The sequence below is a fragment of the Streptomyces sp. NPDC008163 genome (assembly GCF_042956885.1).
GTDB lineage: Bacteria > Actinomycetota > Actinomycetes > Streptomycetales > Streptomycetaceae > Streptomyces > Streptomyces drozdowiczii_A.
Genome location: NZ_JBIBHG010000002.1, coordinates 64,904 through 86,447 on the forward strand (window position 1 = coordinate 64,904; position 21,544 = coordinate 86,447).

21 protein-coding genes are annotated in these 21,544 nt (G+C 72.6%); 9 read left to right on the forward strand and 12 right to left on the reverse strand.

Going from position 1 to position 21,544, the window contains the following annotated elements; translation table 11 throughout:
- Window positions 1–53: 53 nt before the first annotated feature.
- Together ACFZAT_RS05430 and ACFZAT_RS05435 are read left to right on the forward strand one after the other, a co-directional pair.
- The gene (locus ACFZAT_RS05430) at window positions 54–1,355 is read left to right on the forward strand and encodes a Bcr/CflA family efflux MFS transporter (RefSeq protein ID WP_391260469.1); all 1,302 of its coding nucleotides are present in this window, start codon (window positions 54–56) and stop codon (window positions 1,353–1,355) included.
- Window positions 1,356–1,452: 97 nt separating this feature from the next.
- Entirely contained in the window at window positions 1,453–2,451 is a 999-nt protein-coding gene (locus ACFZAT_RS05435; protein WP_391260472.1) for a small ribosomal subunit Rsm22 family protein, read from the forward strand.
- On the opposite strand, the gene ddaH is transcribed toward ACFZAT_RS05435, so the two are convergent.
- Entirely contained in the window at window positions 2,448–3,263 is an 816-nt protein-coding gene (ddaH, locus tag ACFZAT_RS05440; protein WP_391260475.1) for a dimethylargininase, read from the reverse strand. The two genes, ACFZAT_RS05435 and ddaH, sit on opposite strands and share 4 nt — an antisense overlap.
- A gap of 304 nt (window positions 3,264–3,567) precedes the next feature.
- On the opposite strand from ddaH, the gene ACFZAT_RS05445 reads away from it, so the two are divergent.
- Window positions 3,568–4,314: a bifunctional DNA primase/polymerase gene (locus ACFZAT_RS05445; protein ID WP_391260478.1), complete on the forward strand. Its 747-nt coding sequence runs from the start codon at window positions 3,568–3,570 to the stop codon at window positions 4,312–4,314.
- A gap of 29 nt (window positions 4,315–4,343) precedes the next feature.
- On the opposite strand, the gene ACFZAT_RS05450 is transcribed toward ACFZAT_RS05445, so the two are convergent.
- Genes ACFZAT_RS05450 through efeO form a run of 4 tightly spaced genes read right to left on the reverse strand, consistent with a single transcriptional unit; the run spans window position 4,344 to window position 8,621 of the window.
- Window positions 4,344–5,246 carry a hypothetical protein gene (locus ACFZAT_RS05450; protein WP_391261647.1) on the reverse strand — a complete coding sequence of 301 codons (903 nt, stop codon included), beginning with the start codon at window positions 5,244–5,246 and terminating at the stop codon, window positions 4,344–4,346.
- Window positions 5,197–6,165: an iron uptake transporter permease EfeU gene (efeU, locus tag ACFZAT_RS05455; RefSeq protein WP_391260481.1), complete on the reverse strand. Its 969-nt coding sequence runs from the start codon at window positions 6,163–6,165 to the stop codon at window positions 5,197–5,199. Before efeU ends, ACFZAT_RS05450 begins: the two co-directional genes overlap by 50 nt.
- A 30-nt stretch (window positions 6,166–6,195) precedes the next feature.
- Window positions 6,196–7,461, reverse strand: a complete 1,266-nt coding sequence (gene efeB / locus ACFZAT_RS05460; protein WP_391260484.1) for an iron uptake transporter deferrochelatase/peroxidase subunit — start codon at window positions 7,459–7,461, stop codon at window positions 6,196–6,198.
- Window positions 7,462–7,484: 23 nt separating this feature from the next.
- Window positions 7,485–8,621, reverse strand: a complete 1,137-nt coding sequence (gene efeO, locus ACFZAT_RS05465; protein WP_391260487.1) for an iron uptake system protein EfeO — start codon at window positions 8,619–8,621, stop codon at window positions 7,485–7,487.
- A 359-nt stretch (window positions 8,622–8,980) separates the two neighbouring features.
- Here efeO and ACFZAT_RS05470 point away from each other — a divergent pair, with 359 nt between their 5' ends.
- Window positions 8,981–9,652, forward strand: a complete 672-nt coding sequence (locus tag ACFZAT_RS05470; protein WP_391260490.1) for a PhzF family phenazine biosynthesis protein — start codon at window positions 8,981–8,983, stop codon at window positions 9,650–9,652.
- Between the two features lie 7 nt (window positions 9,653–9,659).
- On the opposite strand, the gene ACFZAT_RS05475 is transcribed toward ACFZAT_RS05470, so the two are convergent.
- Together ACFZAT_RS05475 and map are read right to left on the reverse strand one after the other, a co-directional pair.
- Entirely contained in the window at window positions 9,660–10,322 is a 663-nt protein-coding gene (locus tag ACFZAT_RS05475; protein ID WP_391260493.1) for a biliverdin-producing heme oxygenase, read from the reverse strand.
- Between the two features lie 158 nt (window positions 10,323–10,480).
- Window positions 10,481–11,338: a type I methionyl aminopeptidase gene (gene map, locus ACFZAT_RS05480; RefSeq protein WP_391260495.1), complete on the reverse strand. Its 858-nt coding sequence runs from the start codon at window positions 11,336–11,338 to the stop codon at window positions 10,481–10,483.
- 58 nt (window positions 11,339–11,396) lie between these two features.
- Between map and ACFZAT_RS05485 the strand changes: the two genes are divergently transcribed.
- Entirely contained in the window at window positions 11,397–11,633 is a 237-nt protein-coding gene (locus tag ACFZAT_RS05485; RefSeq protein ID WP_266540799.1) for a hypothetical protein, read from the forward strand.
- A 48-nt stretch (window positions 11,634–11,681) separates the two neighbouring features.
- Here the strand turns inward: ACFZAT_RS05485 and ACFZAT_RS05490 are convergent, their stop codons facing one another.
- Window positions 11,682–12,992: an MFS transporter gene (locus ACFZAT_RS05490; protein ID WP_391260499.1), complete on the reverse strand. Its 1,311-nt coding sequence runs from the start codon at window positions 12,990–12,992 to the stop codon at window positions 11,682–11,684.
- Between the two features lie 64 nt (window positions 12,993–13,056).
- A complete protein-coding gene (locus ACFZAT_RS05495; RefSeq protein ID WP_391260501.1) occupies window positions 13,057–13,662 on the reverse strand; it encodes a hypothetical protein in 606 nt (201 codons plus the stop codon).
- Between the two features lie 120 nt (window positions 13,663–13,782).
- On the opposite strand from ACFZAT_RS05495, the gene npdG reads away from it, so the two are divergent.
- Window positions 13,783–14,493: an NADPH-dependent F420 reductase gene (npdG, locus tag ACFZAT_RS05500; RefSeq protein WP_391260504.1), complete on the forward strand. Its 711-nt coding sequence runs from the start codon at window positions 13,783–13,785 to the stop codon at window positions 14,491–14,493.
- Window positions 14,494–14,566: 73 nt separating this feature from the next.
- A complete protein-coding gene (locus tag ACFZAT_RS05505) occupies window positions 14,567–14,749 on the forward strand; it encodes a hypothetical protein (protein WP_018103475.1) in 183 nt (60 codons plus the stop codon).
- Window positions 14,750–14,847: 98 nt separating this feature from the next.
- On the opposite strand, the gene ACFZAT_RS05510 is transcribed toward ACFZAT_RS05505, so the two are convergent.
- Window positions 14,848–15,636 (reverse strand): site-2 protease family protein, encoded by a 789-nt coding sequence (locus ACFZAT_RS05510; protein WP_391260506.1) that lies wholly within the window; start codon window positions 15,634–15,636, stop codon window positions 14,848–14,850.
- Between the two features lie 57 nt (window positions 15,637–15,693).
- On the opposite strand from ACFZAT_RS05510, the gene ACFZAT_RS05515 reads away from it, so the two are divergent.
- Window positions 15,694–16,083 carry a signal peptidase I gene (locus ACFZAT_RS05515; RefSeq protein WP_391260509.1) on the forward strand — a complete coding sequence of 130 codons (390 nt, stop codon included), beginning with the start codon at window positions 15,694–15,696 and terminating at the stop codon, window positions 16,081–16,083.
- 116 nt (window positions 16,084–16,199) lie between these two features.
- Window positions 16,200–19,520 carry a BTAD domain-containing putative transcriptional regulator gene (locus ACFZAT_RS05520; protein ID WP_391260511.1) on the forward strand — a complete coding sequence of 1,107 codons (3,321 nt, stop codon included), beginning with the start codon at window positions 16,200–16,202 and terminating at the stop codon, window positions 19,518–19,520.
- A gap of 2 nt (window positions 19,521–19,522) precedes the next feature.
- Here the strand turns inward: ACFZAT_RS05520 and ACFZAT_RS05525 are convergent, their stop codons facing one another.
- Together ACFZAT_RS05525 and ACFZAT_RS05530 are read right to left on the reverse strand one after the other, a co-directional pair.
- Window positions 19,523–20,380, reverse strand: a complete 858-nt coding sequence (locus ACFZAT_RS05525; protein WP_391260516.1) for an ABC transporter permease — start codon at window positions 20,378–20,380, stop codon at window positions 19,523–19,525.
- Window positions 20,377–21,387, reverse strand: coding sequence for an ATP-binding cassette domain-containing protein (locus ACFZAT_RS05530; protein WP_391260519.1), 1,011 nt, complete (start codon window positions 21,385–21,387; stop codon window positions 20,377–20,379). Before ACFZAT_RS05530 ends, ACFZAT_RS05525 begins: the two co-directional genes overlap by 4 nt.
- Window positions 21,388–21,544: the final 157 nt, after the last annotated feature.

Here is a 21,544-nt window from a genome sequence, read left to right on the forward strand (position 1 = left end):
ATCCCCGCCGAGCTGAGAGCATAGAGCCGGATTCAACAACTATGGAGACGAGAATGCCGGAGAGCGGCCTCAGCGGGGCCCAGCACATACGCACCACCGACACCGCCCCGCAAGGGACTCCTCCAACCGGCAGAGCCACCACCACCGCCGCCCGGCGCACCGGCCTCCTCGTCACCCTCGTCCTCGGCGGCCTCACGGCGCTCCCGCCGCTGTCGATGGACATGTACCTCCCGGCGCTCCCCGCCGTCACGGACGCGCTGCACGCACCCGCCGCCACCGTCCAGCTCACCCTGACCGCCTGCCTCACCGGCATGGCACTCGGCCAGGTCGTCGTCGGACCGATGAGCGACCGCTGGGGCAGGCGCCGCCCGCTGCTCCTCGGCATGGCCGTCTACGTACTGGCCACCGCGCTCTGCATCTTCGCCCCCTCCGCCGGGCTCCTCATCGCGTTCCGTCTGATCCAGGGGCTCGCGGGCGCGGCCGGCATCGTCATCTCCCGGGCCGTGGTCCGCGACATGTACGACGGCGTCGCGATGGCCCGGTTCTTCTCCACGCTGATGCTGATCTCCGGCGTCGCCCCCGTCATCGCCCCGGTCATCGGCGGCCAGGTCCTGCGCCTCACCGACTGGCGCGGCATCTTCGGCGTGCTGACCGGCGTCGGCCTGCTGCTGACCTTCGTCGTCTGGAAGTGGCTCGGCGAGACCCTGCCGCCCGCCGAGCGCCACACCGGCGGCATCGGGGACGCGCTGCGCACCATGCGCGGCCTGCTCGCAGACCGCGTCTTCACCGGCTACATGATCGCGGGCAGCCTCGCCTTCGCCGCCCTCTTCGCGTACGTCAGCGCCTCGCCGTTCGTCGTCCAGGAGATCTACGGCGCCTCACCGCAGACCTTCAGCCTGCTCTTCGGCATCAACTCCATCGGGCTGATCGCGGTCGGCCAGATCAACGGCAAGCTGCTCGTCGGCCGGGTCAGCCTGGACAAGGCCCTCACCTTCGGGCTCGTCGTCATCGTGGCCGCGGCGACCGCGCTGCTCCTGATGACCTCAGGGGCCTTCGGCGACGTCGGACTCGTGCCGGTGGCCGCCGGGCTCTTCGTGCTGATGTCGGCGATGGGCCTCGCGATGCCCAACACCAACGCCCAGGCGCTGATGCGCACCAAGCACGCCGCCGGATCGGCCTCCGCGCTGCTCGGCACCTCGCAGTTCCTGATCGGCGCCGTCGCCTCCCCGCTCGTCGGGATCGCCGGCGAGGAGACCGCGGTCCCGATGGCCGTCGTCCAGCTGGTCTGCGCGGTCGGCGCGCTCGTCTGCTTCCTCGGCCTGTGCCGCCCCCAGGGGGTGTCTCCCCGGCCATGACCGGGTCCGCGGCGTGACCGGCCCTGACCGGGCAGACACCCCCTGGCACCGTCCCTCGGCGATCTGACGGGCGCCCCGCCCCGCCTACAATTCACCGGTGATCGCCACCCTCCCCACCGCGGACGCCCTGCGCGCGGCCCTCGCCGGACTCCTGGACGGGCTGCCGCCCAAGCAGGCCGGCCAGGCCGTCGACCGGCTCATCGCCCACTACCGGGGCACGATCCCCACCGACGCCCCGGTGCTCCGCGACCGCTCGGACGTGGTCGCGTACGCGGCGTACCGGATGCCCGCCACCTTCGAGGCGGTACGGTCCGCTCTCGACGCGCTCCGTGACGCCGCCCCCGACTGGGCGCCCGCCACGCACACCGACATCGGCGGCGGCACCGGCGCGGCGAGCTGGGCCGTCGCGGGGGAGTGGGAGGGCCACCGCACGACGGTCCTGGACTGGGCCGAACCCGCGCTCGCCCTCGGCCGCGAACTGGCCGCCGCCTCCGGAGTCCCCGCCCTGCGCACCGCCGACTGGCGGCGGGCCCGCATCGGCGAGGACCTCGACCTCGCCCCGGCGGATCTGGTCACGATCTCCTACGTGCTCAACGAGCTCACCGCCCCCGCCCGCACCGCGCTCATCGACGCCGCCGCCCGGGCCGGACAGGCCGTCGTGGTCGTCGAGGCCGGCACCCCCGGCGGCTACGCCCGCGTCATCGAGGCCCGCGACCGGCTGACCGCCGCCGGGTTCACCGTCGCCGCGCCCTGCCCGCACAGCGGGGCCTGCCCCATCGAGCCGGGCACCGACTGGTGCCACTTCTCGGCCCGGGTCAGCCGCTCCTCGCTGCACCGGCAGGTCAAGGGCGGCTCACTGGCGTACGAGGACGAGAAGTTCAGCTACGTCGTCGCCACCCGGTTCACGCCCCTGCCCGTGGCCGCCCGGGTCGTCCGCAGGCCCCAGATCCGCAAGGGACAGGTGCTCCTGGACCTCTGCACCCGCGAAGAGGGCCTGCGCCGGGACACGGTCACCAAGCGGCACGGCGCCCTGTACCGCGCCGCCCGGGACACCGACTGGGGCGACGCCTGGCCGCCCCCGGAGGACACCCCCTAGAGCCGCAGCTCCTGCGTGCAGCACTTCACGCTGCCGCCGCCCTTGAGCAGCTCGCTCAGGTCCATCGGCACCGGCTCGAAGCCGCGCGCCCGGAGCGGGTCGAACAGCCCCGTCGCGGCCTGCGGCAGCAGTACGTGGAGCCCGTCGCTCACCGCGTTCAGACCGAGCGCCGCCGCGTCCGCGTCCCCGGCGATCAGCGCGTCCGGGAAGAGCCGCGCCAGGACCGCCCGGCTGCCCGGCGAGAAGGCGGGCGGGTAGTACATGACCTCGTCGGCCGCCTCGTCCAGCACGCACAGGGCCGTGTCCAGGTGGTAGTAGCGCGGGTCCACCAGGTCGAGGCCGATCACGGGGCGCCCGAAGAACTCCTGCGCCTCCGCGTGCGAGAGCGGCGACGACCGGAAACCCCGGCCCGCCAGCACGAAGGAGGCGGTCACCGCGAAGTCGCCCTCGCCCTCGTTGACGTGGTCCGGCTCGTGGACCTCGGTGAAGCCGTGGCCGAGGAACCACTCCCGGTGGGCGGCCGCCTCCTCGAACCGTTCCTGGTACGCGAAGCGGGCGCCCAGCACCCGGCCGTCGATCACCGTGGCCCCGTTCGCCGCGAAGACCATGTCCGGCAGGTCCGGCCGCGGCTCCAGCAGGTCGACGGTGTGGCCGAGGGCGCGGTAACGGTCGCGCAGGTCCTCCCACTGGGTCTGCGCCAGCGGCAGGTCGACCGGCTTGGTGGGGTCCATCCACGGATTGATGGAATACGTCACCTGGAAGTGGGCAGGGGCACACATCAGATAGTGCCGGGGCGTGGCTGCACGAGTCATGGAGGCTCCCCACGGATCGTCGCGGCGGCTGGTGGCCGCCGCGGCCGGTGCGTCGCACGGGTGTGTGCGTGCACTCATGGTGCGCCGTCCGGGCCTCCGGCGCTGTGGTCCGAACGGGTGGTTCGCGCGGACGCGGCCCCCGGAGCGCGTCGATGCCGGTCACCGCGTGTGCCTTTTCATGACAAAGCGTGCGTTATCGCCCCCCGTGCGGCATCGGCCCTCCCACCCCGCTTCCGGACTCTGGCCACCTGAGGCGCAGGATGGTGGGACCATGGGCAGGGGCAACGCAAAGGCAAGGGGATAGATGGGCGCCGATTTCGGCCGTAATCGCGGCTCAGAGAGCAAGATTTCCCAGTGGCTGCGGCGACGACCCAAACCGCAGCAGCGCGAGGTCGACGACACCGCACGGGAGGCCATGCTCCTCGCTGTCGCCGAGGCCGGAATGCCGATCGCACCCGCCGCACACCCGGTCGGCTACCGATGTTCGTGCGAACGCATCGGCTGTCCGACCCCGGCCCGCCACCCGCTCTCCTTCGCCTGGCAGACGCAGTCCACCACCGACCGCGCCCAGATCGAGCGCTGGGCCCGCAGCCAGCCGCAGGCCAACTTCATCACCGCGACCGGCATGATCCACGACGTCCTCGACGTCCCGCTGGCGGCCGGTGAGCAGGCCCTGGAACGGCTTCTGTCCGCCGGGGTCGAGGTGGGCCCCGTGGCCCGCTCCGGCGACGACCGGATGCTGTTCTTCACCGCGACGCGCGGCACCCCGGAGGACGAGGACGAGTGGTGGCCGTGCGAGCTGGACTGCCATCCCGAGACGATGGACGAGCACCCCGGTCTGCGCTGGCACTGCCGCGGCAGCTACGTCCTGCTGCCCCCGGCCCAGCTCCCCGGTGAGCTGGACGTCGCCTGGCTGCGCGGCCCCGAGCACCCGCTGCCCGACCCGCTGACCCTCCTGGAGACCCTGACGGACGCCTGCGCGCGGTTCGTCGGCTCCGCGGGCCAGAGCGAGGTCGACCACGAATCGGTGGCCTGGCCGCTGCGCCGGTAGCCGGGGCCCGGGGGTGTCACGTACGGCCCTTACGAGCCCTGCGCCGAGGTCAGCCCGGGCAGTCGGCTGAGCACGGTCACCCGGCCCGTGCCGACGCCCTTCTTCGGTACGTACACCAGCTGGCTGGAGACCCGCTCCTTGGTCAGCGTGCTCTTCACCTCACCGGTGAGCAGCGCCTCCACATCCGGATCGACCGCCGGGCGCAGCCCCCGCGCGGCGGTCTGCCGCTCGAAGTGCCGGCTGCTGAAGAAGACCAGCGCCCCGCCGTCCTCGGTGACCAGCCCCAGCGGGGCGTACGCACCGGCGTCCAGCGGCTGGTCGGCGTACTGGTACGAGAAGCCGGCCCGCCGGGTGGTGAGCCGGGCCTCCCGCCACGCCGAGGTGGCCGCCCCCGGCGCGAACACGTCCGGGGCGCCCTTCTGGAGGTACTGCGTGTAGCGCGTGCCCAGGTCGCGCGGGGCCACGGCCAGGCCCGGTCCGTCCGCCGCGACCGGTGCGGCGTCCCGCGCGAGCGCCGGCAGCCGGTTCTCGGCGACGACCGACAGATAGGCGGCCTTCCAGCCCGCGTCGGGGCCGGTCTTCGTGAACGCCAGCAGCCAGCGGCTGTTCCGCCCGCTCCCGTCCGTATCGCGGTTGGCGTCCGTGTCGGCGAGGAACCAGCGCGGCCAGCCCGCCTTCGCGGGGATGACGAACCGGGCGTCGGTCAGCTTCAGCGGCTGGTGCCGGGAGTTGCCGGTGGGCGCTATCCGGTGCCGGGCCTTCAGCCCCGCCTGGTTGACGGCGCCGAGCGGGCCCGTCACCACGTCCGCGTCCAGCGCCGGATCGTACGCCTTGTCGGCGGCGTTGTACGCCGCGGTGAACTCCTTCAGCGTCCGGGCGGCCTCAGTCCGCGTCGCCGCCGGGACGACTTCCCGCTCGCCGTGCACCGTCACGCACCCGCTCGCCGTCAGGCTCAGCACCGTCGCCACCGCGAGACCCGTCGCCCGCCGCACCGGCCCCAGACTTCTCATCCGCTGCTTTCCGCGCCTTCTGATCCGTCGCCACTGACCGTCCGAACCCTACCGGGGACAGGAACAGCGCGAGGGTCGGGACGAGATACAGCGCCCAGACGGTGAGTTGGAGGACGGTGGGGTCCGGCTGGAAGTTGAACGTGCCCTTCAGCAGTGTCCCGTACCAGCTGTCCGGCGGGATCGTGGAGCTGATGTCGAACGCCCGGTTCTGCAGGCCGCCCAGGAACTCCGCCTCCTGGAGGTCGTGCACGCCGTACGCCAGCACACCCGCGGCGACGACCACCAGCATCCCGCCGGTCCAGGTGAAGAACTTCGCCAGGTTGATCTTCAACGCGCCCCGGTAGAACAGCCAGCCCAGCACGACCGCCGTGACGATGCCGAGCAGCGCGCCGATCATCGGATGCCAGCCGTCGTCCGCCGCGTGCACCGCCCGCCACACAAACAGCGAGGTCTCCAGGCCCTCCCGGCCGACCGCCAGGAGCGCGGTCGCGACGAGCGCGCCGGTGCCCATGGCGAGCGCCGCGTCCAGCTTGCCGTGCAGCTCCGCCTTGAGATGGCGGGCGGTCCGCCGCATCCAGAAGACCATCCACGTCACCAGGCCCACCGAGACGATGGAGAGCGAACCGCCCAGCGCCTCCTGCGCCTTGAACGTCATCTCCTGCGAGCCGAACTCGAGACCGGCGCCGAAGCCCAGGCTGACGACGATCGCGATCGACACACCGATCCAGATCGGCACCAGCTTGTCGCGGTTGCCGGTCTTCACCAGATACGCGATGAGGATGCAGACGACCAGGCTGGCCTCAAGGCCTTCGCGCAGCCCGATCAGGAAGTTGCTGAACACGTCTCGGTTCCCTTTCCGCTTCGAGTCCCGTTACGAGAACAGCGCCCGGCCCCACCAGTCGTCCTTGTCGCGGACGCCCGGCGGGACGGCGAAGTGCGCCGAACCCACGTGCTGGATGTACTCGTTGAGTGCGTCGTGTGCCGCCAGGCGCCGTTGCAGAGGAACGAACGCCTTACGGGTGTCGCGCTGGTAGGCCAGGAAGAACAGCCCCGCGTCGAGCCGGCCGAGGCCGTCGGTGCCGTCCGTGAAGGAGTAGCCCCGGCGCAGGATCGTCGCCCCGGCGTTGCTGTCCGGGTGGGCGAGGCGCACATGCGCGGTCGGCAGCATCGCCTTCAGGAACGGCTCGTCGCGCTCCTTCGACTTGCCGACCGGCGCGCCCTCGCCCTTGTCGCGGCCGAAGACGTCCTCCTGCTCCTGGAGCGAGGTGCGGTCCCAGGTCTCGATGTGCATCCGGATGCGCCGCGCCACCAGATACGAACCCCCGGTCATCCACTCCGGCCCGTCCCCGTCCCCGACCCACACGTGCGTGGAGAGGGCGGCGGTGTCGGTGCCGGAGATGTTCCGGGTGCCGTCCTTGAAGCCGAGCATGTTGCGCGGTGTCTGGGCGTCCGGCGTGGTCGAGGACGTCTTGCCGAAGCCCAGCTGCGACCAGCGGATCGCGACGCGGCCCATGCCGATCCTGGCGAGATTGCGGATGGCGTGCACCGCCACCTGCGGGTCGTCCGCGCACGCCTGGACACACAGATCGCCGCCGCTGCGGGCCCTGTCGAGGTTGTCGCCGGGGAACTTCGGCAGGTCCACCAGGGCCTCGGGCCGCCGCCCTTCGAGACCGAAACGGTCCTTCGCGAACAGCGAGGGCCCGAAGCCGACGGTCAGCGTCAGGCGGGACGGCTTCAGCCCCAGCGCCTCGCCCGTGTCGTCCGGCGGCGCCTCGGGCAGGCCCCCGTACGCCCCGTCGCCGACCGCGTGTCCGGCGGTCATCCGCTCGGCCGCCCGGGTCCACTCCTTGAGCAGCGCGACCAGTTCGGTCCGGTCCTTCGTCGTCACGTCGAACGCGGCGAAGTGCAGCCGGTCCTGGACGGCGGTGGCGATCCCGGCCTGGTGCGCCCCGTGGAACGGCACCGCGGCGCCGCTGTCCGCGGCCGTGGCCGGGCCGTCGTCACCGGAGCGGGCCGCGGCCACGCCCACCCCGGCCGCGGCGGCGCCGAGCGCGAGCCCGGCACCGCCCCAGCCCAGCAGTGCGCGGCGCGACGGGGGCCTGCCGTCGGCGGGTGTCTCGCGGGTTTCCTCGCTCATTCCCAAAGCCTCTTCCGGGCCGGTTACTTCGTGACCGCGGCGGCCAGCTTGGACAGCGGCTCGGCCAGCGCGTTGACCGCGTCCGACAGCTCCTTGCGGTCCGCCTTGCCGACCTTCTCGTAGGAGGTGAAGTCGTACGAGGACGGGTTCGCGCGGTACTTCTCGAGCAGCTTGTTCAGCTCGGCGAACCGCTTGTCCAGGGTGGCGGTCAGCGCGGCGTCGTTCTTCGAGGCGATCGGCTTCAGCAGCTGGTAGGACTGCTCGGCGCCCTCGACGTTGGCCTTGAAGTCGACCAGGTCGGTGTGGCTGTAGCGCTCCTCCTCACCGGTGACCTTGCCGGTCGCGACCTCGTCCAGGAGCTCCTTGGCGCCGTTGGCCATCGACGTCGGGGTGATGTCGGCGGTGCCGACGCGCTTCTGCCAGTCGGTCAGGTCCTTGTAGAGGACCGGAGCGAGGGCCTTCTCCTCGGCGCCGAGCTTCTTGTCCTGCCACAGCGCCTTCTCCAGGCGGTGCCAGCCGGTCCACTTCTGGCCGTCCTCCAGGCCGTCCGCCCGCACGTCGACCTTCGGGTCGATGTCGCCGAAGGACTCGGCGACCGGCTCGGTGCGCTCCCAGCCGATCCGGGAGTTCGCGTACGCCTTCTTCGCGGCCTCGATGTCACCGGCGGCGACGGCGTCCGTGAAGACCTTGACCTTCGGCAGGGTCTCGTCGGCCTGCGCCTGCACATAGGTGCGGTACGCGGCGACGGCCTTGTCCATCTCGGGGCTGCGCCTGGCCGCCTTGCCGCCGCTGACCTCGATCTTCTGCCGGATGCCGTGGCCCTTCATGCCGGGCTTGCAGGCGATCTCGTACGAACCGGCCTTGATCTCGGCGGTGATGGTGGCCTTGGTGCCGGGGCCGATGTTCTCGCGCTCGGCGACGATGCGGTCGTCCGGGAAGAGGACGTAGACCTCGGTGACCTTGGAGCCCTTGTTCTGCACGGCCAGCTCGATGTGCCCGGCCGGCAGCTTCTTCTTCGAGACCTCGCAGGAGTCGTCCTTGGCGACGACCTGGACGGCCCCGTCACCCTTGCCGTCGCTCTTCTCGGCGCAGCCCGTGACGGCGGTCAGAGCGGCCGCGGTGGCGGCTGCGGTGACGACGGAGAGACGAACGGCTCGCATCGGGGCTCCACTTGAGGATGAAGGAGAAAGAAGGAAAAAGGCCGGACAAAGCCGGGTGAGGCGAACCTAACTTAGCCGAGGCTTACCTGTTGGCCACCCCCGTGCGCAGTGATTCAGCTCTCACCGCACGGGCCCGGAAACGAATGGATCACGGTCGACCCATGGGCGTACCACGCACAGGTAACGCACAGGTCAAGAGGCGCGGTCGGGGGTCACCAGCGGCACCCCGGTCCGCGGAGGCGGCTGTCGTGGCGCGCCGCCGCCGTACCACCGCCTGACCCGCCGCACGCCGGACGACACCGCCCGGGTGCCGGCCCTCTCCTGGGGGAGGGCGACCGGGCGGGTGCTTGAATGCGGGCGTGAGCGACTACGACGTACCCGCCGGAATCGACATCCTCCGCGTGTTCTGCGGCCCGGACGGACGGCACGGCAACGCCCTCGGGGTCGTACGCGACGGGCGCCGCCACCCCGACCCGGCCGCCCGGCAGGAACTCGCCCGCCGGCTCGGGTTCAGCGAGACCGTGTTCGTGGACGACCCCGAGCGAGGCCGGCTCGACATCTACACCCCGGGGCTGCGGCTGCCGTTCGCCGGGCACCCCGTCGTCGGCGCCGCCTGGCTGCTCGACCTGGAGGTCCTGGAGCTGGAGGTGGGCGAGGTGTTCGCCCGCCACGACGGGGAGTTCTGCTGGATCACCGCCCGCCCGGAGTGGGCGCCGCCGCGCACCCTGGAGCAGTACGCGTCCGCCGCCGAGGTCGACGCGCTCCCGGCACCCCCGCCGGGCGAGGGCTGGCTCTATGCCTGGGCGTGGGAGGAGGAGGCGGCGGGGCGCGTACGGGCCAGGGCGTTCCCGCGCCGGGACGACGGGATCATGGAGGACGAAGCGACGGGAGCCGCGGCCCTGTTGTTGAGCGCGCACCTCGGGCGCGCGCTCAACATCACACAGGGCCGCGGCTCCCAGATCCTCACGGCGCCCGCGCCGGACGGCACGGTGGAGATCGGCGGCAGGGTCGTCCTGGCGCATCACGGGTGACGCGGGGTCAGGCGGAGCGGAACTCCTCGCCCAGCTCCCGGAACACGGCGGTGTTCAGCGCGAAGGCACGCTTGCACTCGTCCACGATCCGCCGTTTCTCCAGGTCGTCCGCGTCCACCGCGTCCAGCAGCTCGCGGTAACCCCGCTTGAAGGCGGCCGGGTTGGGGATCTCCTCGAAGACGTAGAACCGCACCCCGTCGCCCTTGCGCGCGAAGCCCCAGGTCTTCTCCGCCTTGTCCCGGATGATCTGGCCGCCGGACAGGTCGCCCAGATAGCGCGTGTAGTGGTGCGCGATGTACCCGGCGGGCCAGGTCCTGGCGCACTCGGCGACCCGCTCGGCGTACGCGGCGGTGGCCGGCAGCGGCTCCAGGCCCTCGCGCCACCCGGCGCCCCGCAGATGGGCCAGGTCGCGCTCCAGCTCGGCGGTGCGCATCAGCTCGGGCTGTATGAACGGCCCCGCCACGGGGTCCGGGGCGAGCGCCGCCGCGCCCTCCTCCAGTGCGCGGTACACGAACCACAGCTGCTCGGTGTACCGGGTGTACGCGTCGACACCGAGGCGCCCGCCGAGCAGGTCGCCCATGAACGTCGAGGTCTCCGCCTCGGTGTGCTGTTCGTGGGACGCGATGCGGATCAGCGTCGAGAAGGGCGTTGCGGTGGCGGTTGCGTCCAAGGCGTGCCTCCGGGGCCGAGGGGGACGGGAACTCCTCCGATCCTCCTGCTTAGGCTAACCTAAGTCAACTGCTTGCCGACGCCTTGTCGGCAAACGCGCGGAAACGAGAACGGCCGCCCGGAAGGGACGGCCGTTTCGCAAGCGGGCAGGTGGGGGCCCTACGGCAGGGTCAGGATCTCCGCGCCGGCCTCCGTCACCACGAGCGTGTGCTCGAACTGCGCGGTGCGCTTGCGGTCCTTAGTCACCACGGTCCAGCCGTCGTCCCACATGTCGTAGTCGTGGCTGCCGAGGGTCAGCATCGGCTCGATGGTGAACGTCATGCCGGGCCGCATCACGGTCGTCGCGTGCGGGCTGTCGTAGTGCGGCACGATGAGCCCGGAGTGGAACGAGGTGTTGATCCCGTGCCCGGTGAAGTCCCGGACCACGCCGTATCCGAAGCGCTTCGCGTACGACTCGATGACCCGCCCGATGACGTTGATCTGGCGCCCCGGCTTCACGGCCTTGATCGCCCGCCGCAGCGACTCCTCGGTGCGCTCGACCAGCAGCCGCGACTCCTCGTCCACGTCGCCGCAGAGGTACGTCGCGTTGTTGTCGCCGTGCACCCCGTTGATGTACGCGGTCACGTCGAGGTTCACGATGTCGCCGTCGCGGAGCACGGTGGAGTCCGGGATGCCGTGGCAGATCACCTCGTTGAGCGAGGTGCACAGCGACTTGGGGAAGCCGCGGTAGCCCAGCGTCGACGGGTAGGCCCCGTGGTCGCACATGAACTCGTGCGCGACGCGGTCGAGTTCGTCCGTCGTCACGCCCGGAGAGATGTGCTTGGCGGCCTCGGCCATCGCCTGCGCGGCGATCCGCCCCGCGATCCGCATGCGCTCGATGGTGTCGCCGTCCTGCACCTCCGGCCCTGTGTACGGCGTCGGCGCCGGCTTGCCCACATACTCGGGGCGCCGGATGTTTCCGGGCACGGAACGGACGGGAGTGATCTCCCCTGGTACGAGCAGCGACTGGCCAGACATGCCAGCGAGTCTAACCAGCGTGTCCGGGGCACCATGGCACAGAGGAAAGGAAGCGATGATGGCCCTGTTCAAGAAGCGCACGGTCGGCAAGCCGGGCGAGTGGTTCTACTGCCTGGAGCACAAGAAGGTCGAAGAGGGCCCCGAGTGCCCGGCCAAGGACCGCTTCGGCCCGTACGCCTCCCGGCAGGAGGCGCAGCACGCGATGGAGACCGCCCAGGAAAGGAACCTGGAGTGGGACACGGACCCGAAGTGGCACGACCGCAAGGGCCCGGACGAGGACGGGGCGGCGGGCTGACGGGGGCGCGGGGCCTGTAGGGCTTCCCCCGGCGGCCGGCCCCCGGGCTCAGGCCGCCGGTTCCACGTCCCGTCCGGCCGCGTGCCGGGCGCGCCGGAGCAGCGCGTCCTCGTCCGTCTCGGAGTCGTACGTGAGCAGCTTGGGCAGCGCCGCCGCGAGCAGCGCCACCGAGGCGACGCAGGCCACGCCGCCGGTCCAGATCGCGGGCCGGGTCCCCGTCCACCCCGCCATGCCGCCCGCCCGGACCTGGCCGAGCTGCGGTCCGACGCTGTACGACAGCACCTCGATGCCCGCGAGCCGGCCGCGCAGCTCCTCCGGGATCGTCTGGTTCCAGATGGTCGAGCGGCCGAGCCCGCTGAGCATGTCGCCCGCCCCGGCGAACCCGAGGCACACCAGCACCAGCCACACGTTGCCGAACCAGCCGGCCGCCGCGATCGAGAGCCCCCAGACGGCGGCACCGCACACGACGAACAGCCCGTGCCGGCGCACCCGCGAGGTCCAGCCGCTGGTCAGGCCGAGCACCAGCGAGCCGACCGAGCCCGCCGCGTACATCAGGCCCAGCGACCAGTCGGCGTCCAGCTCGTCCGCGAGGAATGGGAAGACCGAGTTGGGGAACGCGAAGAACATCGCGGCCATGTCGATCGCGTACGTCCCGAGCAGCACCGGCCGGCTCCAGGCGTACCTGGCGCCCTCCACGATGCCGCGCAGCGACGGCTTCCGTCCCTTCTCGACGGGTGGCGCCGGAGCGAGCCTGCGGCACATCAGGACCGAGGCGGCGAAGGTGGCCACGGTGACGGCGTAGGCGGTGGCGTGCCCGGCGTAGGCCACCACCAGACCGGCCAGCGACGGGCCCATGATCGCCCCGGCCTGCCAGCGCAGCGAGTTCAGCGCGGCGGCCGCCCCCAGCTGGTCGTGCGGCACGATCCGGGCCATCAGCGAGTCGAGCGCGGGCCGCTGGAGCCCGGCGAGCGCGGAGACCCCGCCCGCCACCACATAGAGCGGCCACAGCATCGGGTCGGGCAGGGCCGCGTTCACCAGCAGGACGACCGCGAGCAGACCGAGCCCGGCCTCGGTGGCCAGGATGATCTTCCGCCGGTCGGCGGCGTCGGCGAGAGCGCCCCCGTACAGACCGCAGACGACGAGCGGCACCAGCTCCACCGCGCCCATCGCGCCGACGGCGAGCGGCGAGCCGGTGAGGTCCTTGATCTGGAGCGGCAGCGCGATGAGCGCCATGAAGCTGCCGAAGTAGGTGACGATGCCCTGCACCCACAGCAACCGGAAGTCGGCCGACGACCGCCAGGGCGAGAGGTCGGGCAGGAGCGCGGCCAGCCTGGCGGCGAGGGAGGTGCGAGAGGTCACGAGGAGACATGGTCCGTCGCGATACGTGGAGCATGCAAGCGGGTTTCCCGGGGGCCGGGCCCGCTCACCAGCGTGGCGGCGGAGGAGCCGTCAGCTGGTCGGCCAGCCGGGACAGCCGGTCGCGGAACGTACGCCGGCCGCCGCGCGGCACGGGCGCGCCGTTCTCCCCGGCCGCGGCGCTGACCAGGTGCTGGACGGTGTCCAGGTCCACGTCGTCGCCGTCCGTCACGGACAGCGCCTCATGGGCGAGCCCGCGCACCTGCGGATCGCCGTTGTCCAGCGAGAGCACCGTCGCCCCGGCCCGCCGGGCGTCGTGCACCCGCTCCAGCAGCCCCTCGCCGGGCCGGTCCGGCGTCACCACGAGCAGCGTCTCGCCGCGCCCGGCCGCCTCGATCCGGCCGAGGCCGACCGCGAGGTGCGCCGGATCGCCGGGCTCCACGCGGTGGCGCACCAGGGTGGGGCGGAGTTCGGGCAGCCCGGACCAGGTGGACTCGTCCACCAGATGGGCGGCGAGGTGCCAGGGCTCGTACTCCTCGGTCCCCACCAGCAGCAGCCCGCCGCCGTGCGGCACCACGGAGGAGCGGAGCGAGCCGGCGAACCGCCGCGCGGCGGCGGGCCACTGGGTCCTGGCGAGCACTTCACGCAGCAGCGCCACACGTACGGCATCCATGGCCCGGCATCCTGCACCATGCGGGGGCCCCGGCACCGGCGAAAGGCCCGAGCGCCATCCTTACGGGTGGTGGCCCGGGCCCACGGGCTCCGCCCCGTACCTGGCAGTAGTGTCGGGGCCATGACTACGAATGACAGCGGCAGCGCGCCCAAGCCCCCCGCCAAGGACCCGTGGGACCTGCCGGACGTGTCCGGCCTGACCGTCGGCGTGCTCGGCGGCACCGGACCGCAGGGACGCGGCCTCGCGTACCGCTTCGCGCGGGCGGGCCAGCAGGTGATCATCGGCTCGCGTGCGGCGGACCGGGCGGAGGCGGCGGCCGGGGAGCTGGGCAACGGCGTACGCGGCGCGGACAACGCGACCTGCGCGCGGGAGAGCGACATCGTGATCGTGGCGGTGCCGTGGGACGGGCACGCCAAGACGCTGGAGTCGCTGCGCGAGGAGCTGGCCGGGAAGATCGTCGTCGACTGCGTCAACCCGCTCGGCTTCGACAAGAAGGGCGCCTACGCGCTGAAGCCGGAGGAGGGCAGCGCCGCCGAACAGGCCGCCGCCCTACTGCCGGACTCCCGCGTCACGGCCGCCTTCCACCACCTCTCGGCGGTCCTCCTCCAGGACGAGACGATCGACGAGATCGACACCGACGTCCTGGTGCTGGGCGAGGCCCGCGCCGACACGGACATCGTCCAGGCGCTGGCCGGCCGCATCGCGGGCATGCGCGGCATCTTCGCGGGCCGGCTGCGCAACGCCCACCAGGTCGAGTCGCTGGTCGCCAACCTGATCTCGGTCAACCGCCGCTACAAGGCGCACGCCGGACTCCGCACGACGGACGTCTGAGCCGGGCCCGTAACGGCCGGGGGCATGGGGGACACTGGAAGGGACCACGCATCACCCCCGACAGGAGCCACCCATGCCCCGCCTCGCCCTCTACGCCCTCGTCGTCTGCGTCCTGGCCCTCGCCGCGGCCGTGACGGCCTTCGTCCAGGGCAGCGTGCTCATCGGCATCGTCTGGGTCCTGCTGGTCGGCCTCTCCTCGAACATGGCCTGGTACTACCTGCGCCGCCGCCGCGCGGAGACCGCGTCCGCGGAGTAGTCCGACGCGCCGGGCTCAGCGGTCCCGGACCAGGGCGTGCAGACGCGCGGCGTACGGCGGGCAGCCAGTACGCGTCGCACCACTCCAGCCCGGCCGCCTCACCCGCTCACCGCACACCGCGGGTCCGCCTCCTGCCAGAAGCGGTACGCGTCCAGACCGCAGTCGCTCCACCAGCCGTGCACGCCCAGGCCGCGCAGCAGGGCGTACACCGCGTCGAAGAAGGCCCGGTTCAGCTCGGGGACCCACAGCAGGGCGAAGACCGCGATCAGGCCGAACGGGGCGATCGGCTCGACCGCGCGGCGGGCCGAGGGGGAGAGCCACGGCTCGATGACCCCGTAGCCGTCGAGGCCCGGCACCGGCACGAAGTTGAGGATGGCCGCCGTCACCTGGAGCAGTGCCAGGAACGCCAGCGCGTTCCGGAAGGCCGGCGGCACCCCGTCCAGGGCGTCCAGCCAGAACGGCGCGGTGCACACGACCGCGAACAGCACGTTGGTCAGCGGCCCGGCCGCCGAGATCAGGCTGTGCCGCCACCGGCCGCGGATCCGGCCCCGCTCGATGAACACCGCACCACCGGGCAGCCCGATCCCGCCCATGATCACGAACAGCACCGGCAGCACGATGCTCAGCAGCGCGTGCGTGTACTTCATCGGGTTCAGCGTCAGATAGCCCTTGGCCCCGACCGAGATGTCCCCGCTGTGCAGCGCGGTCCTCGCGTGCGCGTACTCGTGCAGGCACAGCGACACGACCCACGCCCCGGTCACGAACAGAAACGTCGCGAACCCCGGCTGTTCAGCGAATCCCGACCACACCCCCCACCCGGCCACCGCCGTCACGGCGGCGATCCCGAGGAAGACCGGACTGATCCGCTGCTGCGCTGCGCTTGCCATGGGGCCGAGCGTATCCGTCCAGTCGGACGGTAAAGCCCCCTGCTAGCGTCCCCCCACGTGAACGACAACGTATACGTGGGCAACGCCGGCAAGGACGCCGCGCTCGACCGGGGATGGATCCTCGGGCACTTCAAGGACGCGGGCGATCCCCGGCACAGCGAGGACGTCGAGATCAAGTGGGGCGTCCATCCCGTGGGCGACGAGCGGGCGCAATGGGTGCGCGGCGAGAGCCGGACCGCTCTGCTCGTGCTCATCAGCGGGCGGTTCCGGGTGGAGCTGCCCGGGCGCAGCGTGCTCCTGGAGGAGCAGGGCGACTACGTGGTGTGGGGCGTCGGCGTCGACCACTCCTGGATCGCCGAGGAGGAGTCCGTGGTGCTCACCGTCCGCTGGCCGTCCGTGCCGGGTTACGCGGTCGGGGCGAAGGCGCTCGCGACGCCGGAGGGCTGACGGCGACACGGCGGAAACGGTTCGCTTCCCGGCCCGGGACCGGAAAGGCTGGGGCCATGACGAGCAGGGGCGGGGCGGCTGTGCGGACACCGGGACGGGTCGCGGAGAATGGGCCCGTGCGCTACGGCATCCTCGGTACGACCCAGGCACTCCGCGACGACGGCACGCCCCTGGCCGTCGGCGGGGCGCGGCTGCGCGCGCTGCTCACCGTCCTCGCGCTGCGGCCCGGCCGCACCGTCCCCGTCGCCGTACTCGTGGACGAGGTGTGGGACGGCGAACCGCCCGCCGACGCGGCCGGCGCCCTCCAGGCCCTGGTGGGGCGGCTGCGGCGGGCCGTCGGGCACGACGCCGTCGCCTCCGCGGACAGCGGTTACCGGCTGGCCGCCGAGCCCGAGGCCGTCGACCTCTTCCGCTTCGAACGGCTCGCCGGCGAAGGCGCGCGGGCCCTCGCGGCGGGCGACCCGGCCCGTGCCACGGCCGTCCTGAGCGACGCCCTCGCCCTCTGGCGCGGCCCCGCCCTCGCCGACCTCCCCGACCGGCACGCCGCCGCCGTGCGCTGGACGGCCCGCAGGCTCGACGCCCGCCGGGACCGGCTCGCCGCGGAGCTGGCGCTCGGCCGGGCCGCCGGGGCGCTGCCCGAGCTGACCGCGCTCTGCGGCGAACACCCCCTGGACGAACCCCTCCAGGCGCTCCGCCTGCGCGCCCTGCGCGACGCCGGGCGCACCGCCCAGGCCCTGGCCGCGTACGACGAGGTCCGCACCCTCGTCGCCGACCGCCTCGGCACCGACCCCGGGCCCGAGCTGACCACCCTGTACGGGGAGTTGCTGCGGCAGGAGCCCCCGGCCCCCGCGAAGGCACCCGCCCCCCTGGGCAACCTCCGCGCCCGGCTCACCAGCTTCGTCGGGCGGGAGCGCGAGATGGCGGCCCTGCGCGACGACCTCTCCCGGGGGCGGCTGGTCACCCTGCTCGGGCCCGGCGGCGCCGGGAAGACCCGGCTCTCGCAGGAGGTCGCGGACACCGTCGACGCCGGCACCTGGCCGGACGGCGTCTGGCTCGCCGAACTGGCCCCCGTGGACGACCCGGAGGCCGTGCCGGAGGCGGTGCTCGCCGCGCTCGGGGCCCGGGAGACCGTGCTCAGCGGGGCCGGTTCCGGGGAACTCCGGGCCGCCGAACGGGCCTCCGGCGACGAGCGCGCCGCCGGTGAGTCGCTGGCCCGGCTCACCGAGTACTGCTCCCGCCGCCGCATGCTGCTCCTCCTCGACAACTGCGAGCACGTCATCGAGGCAGCCGCCGCCCTCGCCGACCATCTGCTGGCCCACTGCCCCCGGCTCACCGTCCTCGCGACCAGCCGGGAACCCCTCGGCGTGCCGGGCGAGGCGGTCCGGCCCGTCGACCCGCTGCCGGACCCGACCGCGCTGCGGCTGCTCGCCGAGCGCGGTGCCGCCGCCCGCCCCGGCTTCCGGGTGGACGCGGACGAGGCGACGGCGGCGGCCACCGCCGAGATCTGCCGCCGCCTGGACGGCCTGCCGCTCGCCATCGAGCTGGCCGCGGCCCGGCTGCGGATGCTCACGCCGCAGCAGATCGCGGACCGGCTGGACGACCGCTTCCGCCTGCTGACCAGCGGCAGCCGGACCGTGCTGCCCCGCCAGCAGACCCTGCGCGCGGTCGTGGACTGGTCCTGGGAGCTGCTGGACGACGAGGAGCGCGTCACCCTGCGCCGCCTCTCCGTCTTCGCCGGCGGCTGCACCCTGGAGGCCGCCGAGGCCGTCTGCGCCGATGGAACCGGCCGGTCCGGCGATGTCGCCCGCCTCCTCGGCTCCCTGGTCGACAAGTCCCTCGTGGTCGCCGCCCCGGCGGACGACGGGCGGATGCGCTACCGGCTCCTGGAGACCGTCGGCGAGTACGCGGCGGAGCGCCTGGCGGAGTCGGGCGAGCGGGACGCCGTGGAACACCGGCACCTCGTGTTCTACCGCGAGCTGGCCCGTACGACCGACCCGTTGCTGCGCGGCTCCGGACAGCTCGCCGCCATCCGGCTCCTGCAACGCGAGTACGAGAACCTGCGCACCGCCCTGCGCCACGCCGTCGCCGCCCGCGACGAGCAGGAGGCGCTGTGCATGGTGCTCTCGCTGTCCTGGTACTGGCAGATCCGCAATCTGCGCGGCGACGCCCTGCACTGGGCCCACGCGGCGGCCGCCCTCGGCCCCGACCCGTTCGCGGAGCCCGTACGGCTCGCGCCGTCGATCCACGACCGCTGCACGGACGCGCCCCCGCCCATGCGCCAGGAGCTGCTGGAGGAGGCGCGGCGGCAGGTCACCCTGGTGCAGCTGGTCAGCATGGACCACGCGATGGACGAGTGGACGAACGAGGCCGGCATGGCCCGGCTGCGCGCCGTCGTCGCCACCTACCGGGCCGGTCAGCCGCAGACCTGCCGCAGCCCCGCCTCGCTCTGGTTCTACGCCGTGATGCTCACCGGCGGCGCCTCGGACCTGCGCCATCTGCTGGACGAAACGGTACGCGGAGCGCGGGAGTTCGGTTACGAGTGGGAGCTGGCCGCCGCCCTTCAGATGCGGGCCAACGTGCTGGCCAACCGCCCCGACTGGGCCGGTGAGGCCCGTCGGGACGCCGACGAGAGCCTGGCGGTCTTCAGCAGGCTCGGCGACGTCTGGGGGATGGCCGAGGCACTCTCCTCGCGCGGCGAGGCCAACGAGAAGCAGGGCGACTACGCGCAGGCGGCCGAGGACTACGAGGCCGCAATCCGCTCGGCCGGGAAGCTGGGCGCCCTGGCCCAGGTCTCCGTGCTCCGCATCCGTCACGCCTCCGTGCTCACCGAGCTGGGCCGGGGCGATGAGGGCGAGGCGGTCATGCGCGAGGTGCTGACGGACGAGCGGCAGACCGGCCACGAGGCCAGGCCGGCGGCGCGGCTCTTCCTCGCGATGTGGCTGGGCCGGTGCGGCCGGACGGACGAGGCGCGCGAGCAGTTCGCCGCCCTCCAGGAGGAGTTCGCGTCGGAGACCATGGCGGTGTTCGAGGGTTTCGTGCTCGGCGGCCTGGCCTGGCTGGACAACCAGGACGGTGCGTACGCCCGCGCCCTGGAGCGGAGCCGGCAGTCCCTGAAGGGCGTGGGGGACCCGCTGACGCAGATGGTCGCGCCGCAGATGGCGGTGATCAACCTCGTCATCCTGGCCTGGGCGCTCGGCGGGCTCGGCGGCGAGGAGGAGGCCGGCGTCGCGGCGCGGCTGCTGGGCGCGGGCCGGGCGCACCTGCCCCGGGGCCACTTCATGAACGCGATGGAACGCGAGAACCTCGCCCGCGCCGAGGCGCTGGTCCGCGGCCGGCTCGGGGACGCCGCCTACGAGGCCGCGTACGCCGAGGGCGGCGGCCTCTCCCTGGAGGAGGCCGCCGCCCTCGTGGACACGGTTCCCGAGCGGAACGGGTGACGTCAGGACTTCTTGCGGAACTTGGACACCGCGAGCGGGGCCACGGCCGCCGTGATGACCACGGCCCAGCCGAGCGTCAGCCACACCGAGTGGCCGAGCGAGGTGCCCATCATGAGGCCGCGCGCCGCGTCCGCCAGGTTCGACAGCGGGTTGTAGTCGGTGAACGTCTGGAGCCAGCCGGGCATCGTCGTCGGCGGGGCGAAGATCGAGGAACCGAACTGGAGCGGCATCATGACCAGCATCCCCATTCCCTGAACCGCCTGGGACGTCTTCATGGCCAGGCCGAGCAGGATGAAGATCCACATGATCGCGGCTCCGAACGCGGCCGACAGGCCGATCGCCGCGACGAGGCCGAGCACGGACCCGTGGAGCTCCATGCCGAGGGCGAAGCCCATGCCCAGCAGGATGAGCGTGGCGACCATCATCCGGCCCAGCTCGACCACGATCTTGGCGACGAGCACCGAGGAACGCGCGATCGGCATCGTACGGAAGCGGTCCATGACGCCCTTGCGGAAGTCGTCGTTGACGCCGCTGCCGACGGCCATGGCGATGTTCATGCCCATCATCGCCATCAGGCCGGGGATCAGGTAGTTCAGGTACTCCTGCCGGCCGCCGCCCATGCTTCCGCCGACCGAGCCGCCGAAGACGTACACGAACAGCAGCACGAAGATGACGGGCATCAGCAGCGCGTCGAACATCGACTCCGGATCCTTCTTGATCTGGAGCAGATTGCGCCGGACCAGCGCCCCGATGTGGCGCAGGTTGTTCCGCAGTCCGATGCCGCCCTCGTCGTGGAGCTTGGCGGCCGGCGCGGAGACGGACGTGTCGGTGGGGGTGGGCGTCAGAGTCGTCGTGCTCATGCCGCGACCTCCTCGGGGATCGTGTCGGTGACGGTGGCCTTGTCGCCGGTGATGGCGAGGAACACCTCGTCCAGGCTGGGCAGCGCGGTGGCCACGTGGGCCAGGGAGAAGCCCCGGGTGCCGAGCAGCCCGATGACGGCGGTCAGCTGCTCGTCGCTGAGGATCGGTACGTAGAGCAGGCCCTCGTCCGGGACCGCCTGCGCGCCCGCGACACCGTCGAGACCGGTCTCCCGCAGCGCCTGGGCCATCGGGGCCAGCTCGGCCGGGTCCGAGGGGCGGATCTGCAGGGTGCGGCCGCCGACCTTGGCCTTCAGCTCGTCGACACCGCCGCGGGCGATGATCCGGCCCTTGTCGATGACGGTCAGCTCGTTGGCCAGCTGTTCGGCCTCTTCCATGTACTGGGTGGTGAGGAGCACGGTCGCCCCCTCCGCGACCATGCGCTGCACCTCGTCCCAGACCTCGTTACGGGTACGGGGGTCGAGCCCCGTCGTCGGCTCGTCCAGGTAGAGGACGGCCGGGCTGCCGATCATGGAGGCGGCCAGGTCGAGCCGGCGGCGCATCCCGCCGGAGTACTCCATCGCGGCCTTCTTCGCCGCGTCGGTGAGCGAGAAGCGCTCCAGCAGCTCGTCGGCCCGGGCCCGCGCCTTCTTGCGGGGCAGGTCGAGCAGCCGCCCGATCATGTAGAGGTTCTCCCAGCCGGACAGCTTCTCGTCGACCGAGGCGTACTGACCGGTGAGGCCGATGGTGCGGCGCAGGGCGCGGGGCTGCTTCACCACGTCGAAGCCGGCGACGACCGCGGTCCCGGCGTCGGGCGTGATCAGGGTGGAGAGGCAGCGTACGAGGGTGGTCTTGCCGGCGCCGTTGGGGCCGAGCACGCCGAGGACGGTGCCCTCGCGCACATCGAGGTCCACGCCGTCCAGGGCCTTGGTCTCGCCGTAGTGCTTGACCAGTCCCCGCACCTCTACGGCGTTCCCGCCGCGCTGGGGGTTCTTGTCGATTCGCGTCATGCCGACTATCAGACCAGCCGCTACCGACAGGCCGCCGACAGCCGGCCGACAGCCCGCTCGCACCCACCGACAACGGCCGACAGCCCGCCGATGGGGGAAGTCGGCGGGCTGTCGTCGTTACCGGTGGTGGTCGTCGGGAGGCGTACCCCCTGCGGGC

Excerpts from the sequence above, each read along its gene's own strand:
- ACFZAT_RS05430 (WP_391260469.1), top strand. The coding sequence starts at position 54 with ATGCCGGAGAGCGGCCTCAGCGGGGCCCAGCACATACGCACCACCGAC.
- ddaH (WP_391260475.1), bottom strand. The coding sequence starts at position 3,263 with ATGACTCGTGCAGCCACGCCCCGGCACTATCTGATGTGTGCCCCTGCC.
- ACFZAT_RS05445 (WP_391260478.1), top strand. The coding sequence starts at position 3,568 with ATGGGCGCCGATTTCGGCCGTAATCGCGGCTCAGAGAGCAAGATTTCC.
- efeB (WP_391260484.1), bottom strand. The coding sequence starts at position 7,461 with ATGAGCGAGGAAACCCGCGAGACACCCGCCGACGGCAGGCCCCCGTCG.
- efeO (WP_391260487.1), bottom strand. The coding sequence starts at position 8,621 with ATGCGAGCCGTTCGTCTCTCCGTCGTCACCGCAGCCGCCACCGCGGCC.
- map (WP_391260495.1), bottom strand. The coding sequence starts at position 11,338 with ATGTCTGGCCAGTCGCTGCTCGTACCAGGGGAGATCACTCCCGTCCGT.
- ACFZAT_RS05485 (WP_266540799.1), top strand. The coding sequence starts at position 11,397 with ATGGCCCTGTTCAAGAAGCGCACGGTCGGCAAGCCGGGCGAGTGGTTC.
- ACFZAT_RS05495 (WP_391260501.1), bottom strand. The coding sequence starts at position 13,662 with ATGGATGCCGTACGTGTGGCGCTGCTGCGTGAAGTGCTCGCCAGGACC.
- npdG (WP_391260504.1), top strand. The coding sequence starts at position 13,783 with ATGACTACGAATGACAGCGGCAGCGCGCCCAAGCCCCCCGCCAAGGAC.
- ACFZAT_RS05505 (WP_018103475.1), top strand. The coding sequence starts at position 14,567 with ATGCCCCGCCTCGCCCTCTACGCCCTCGTCGTCTGCGTCCTGGCCCTC.
- ACFZAT_RS05510 (WP_391260506.1), bottom strand. The coding sequence starts at position 15,636 with ATGGCAAGCGCAGCGCAGCAGCGGATCAGTCCGGTCTTCCTCGGGATC.
- ACFZAT_RS05525 (WP_391260516.1), bottom strand. The coding sequence starts at position 20,380 with ATGAGCACGACGACTCTGACGCCCACCCCCACCGACACGTCCGTCTCC.
- ACFZAT_RS05530 (WP_391260519.1), bottom strand. The coding sequence starts at position 21,387 with ATGACGCGAATCGACAAGAACCCCCAGCGCGGCGGGAACGCCGTAGAG.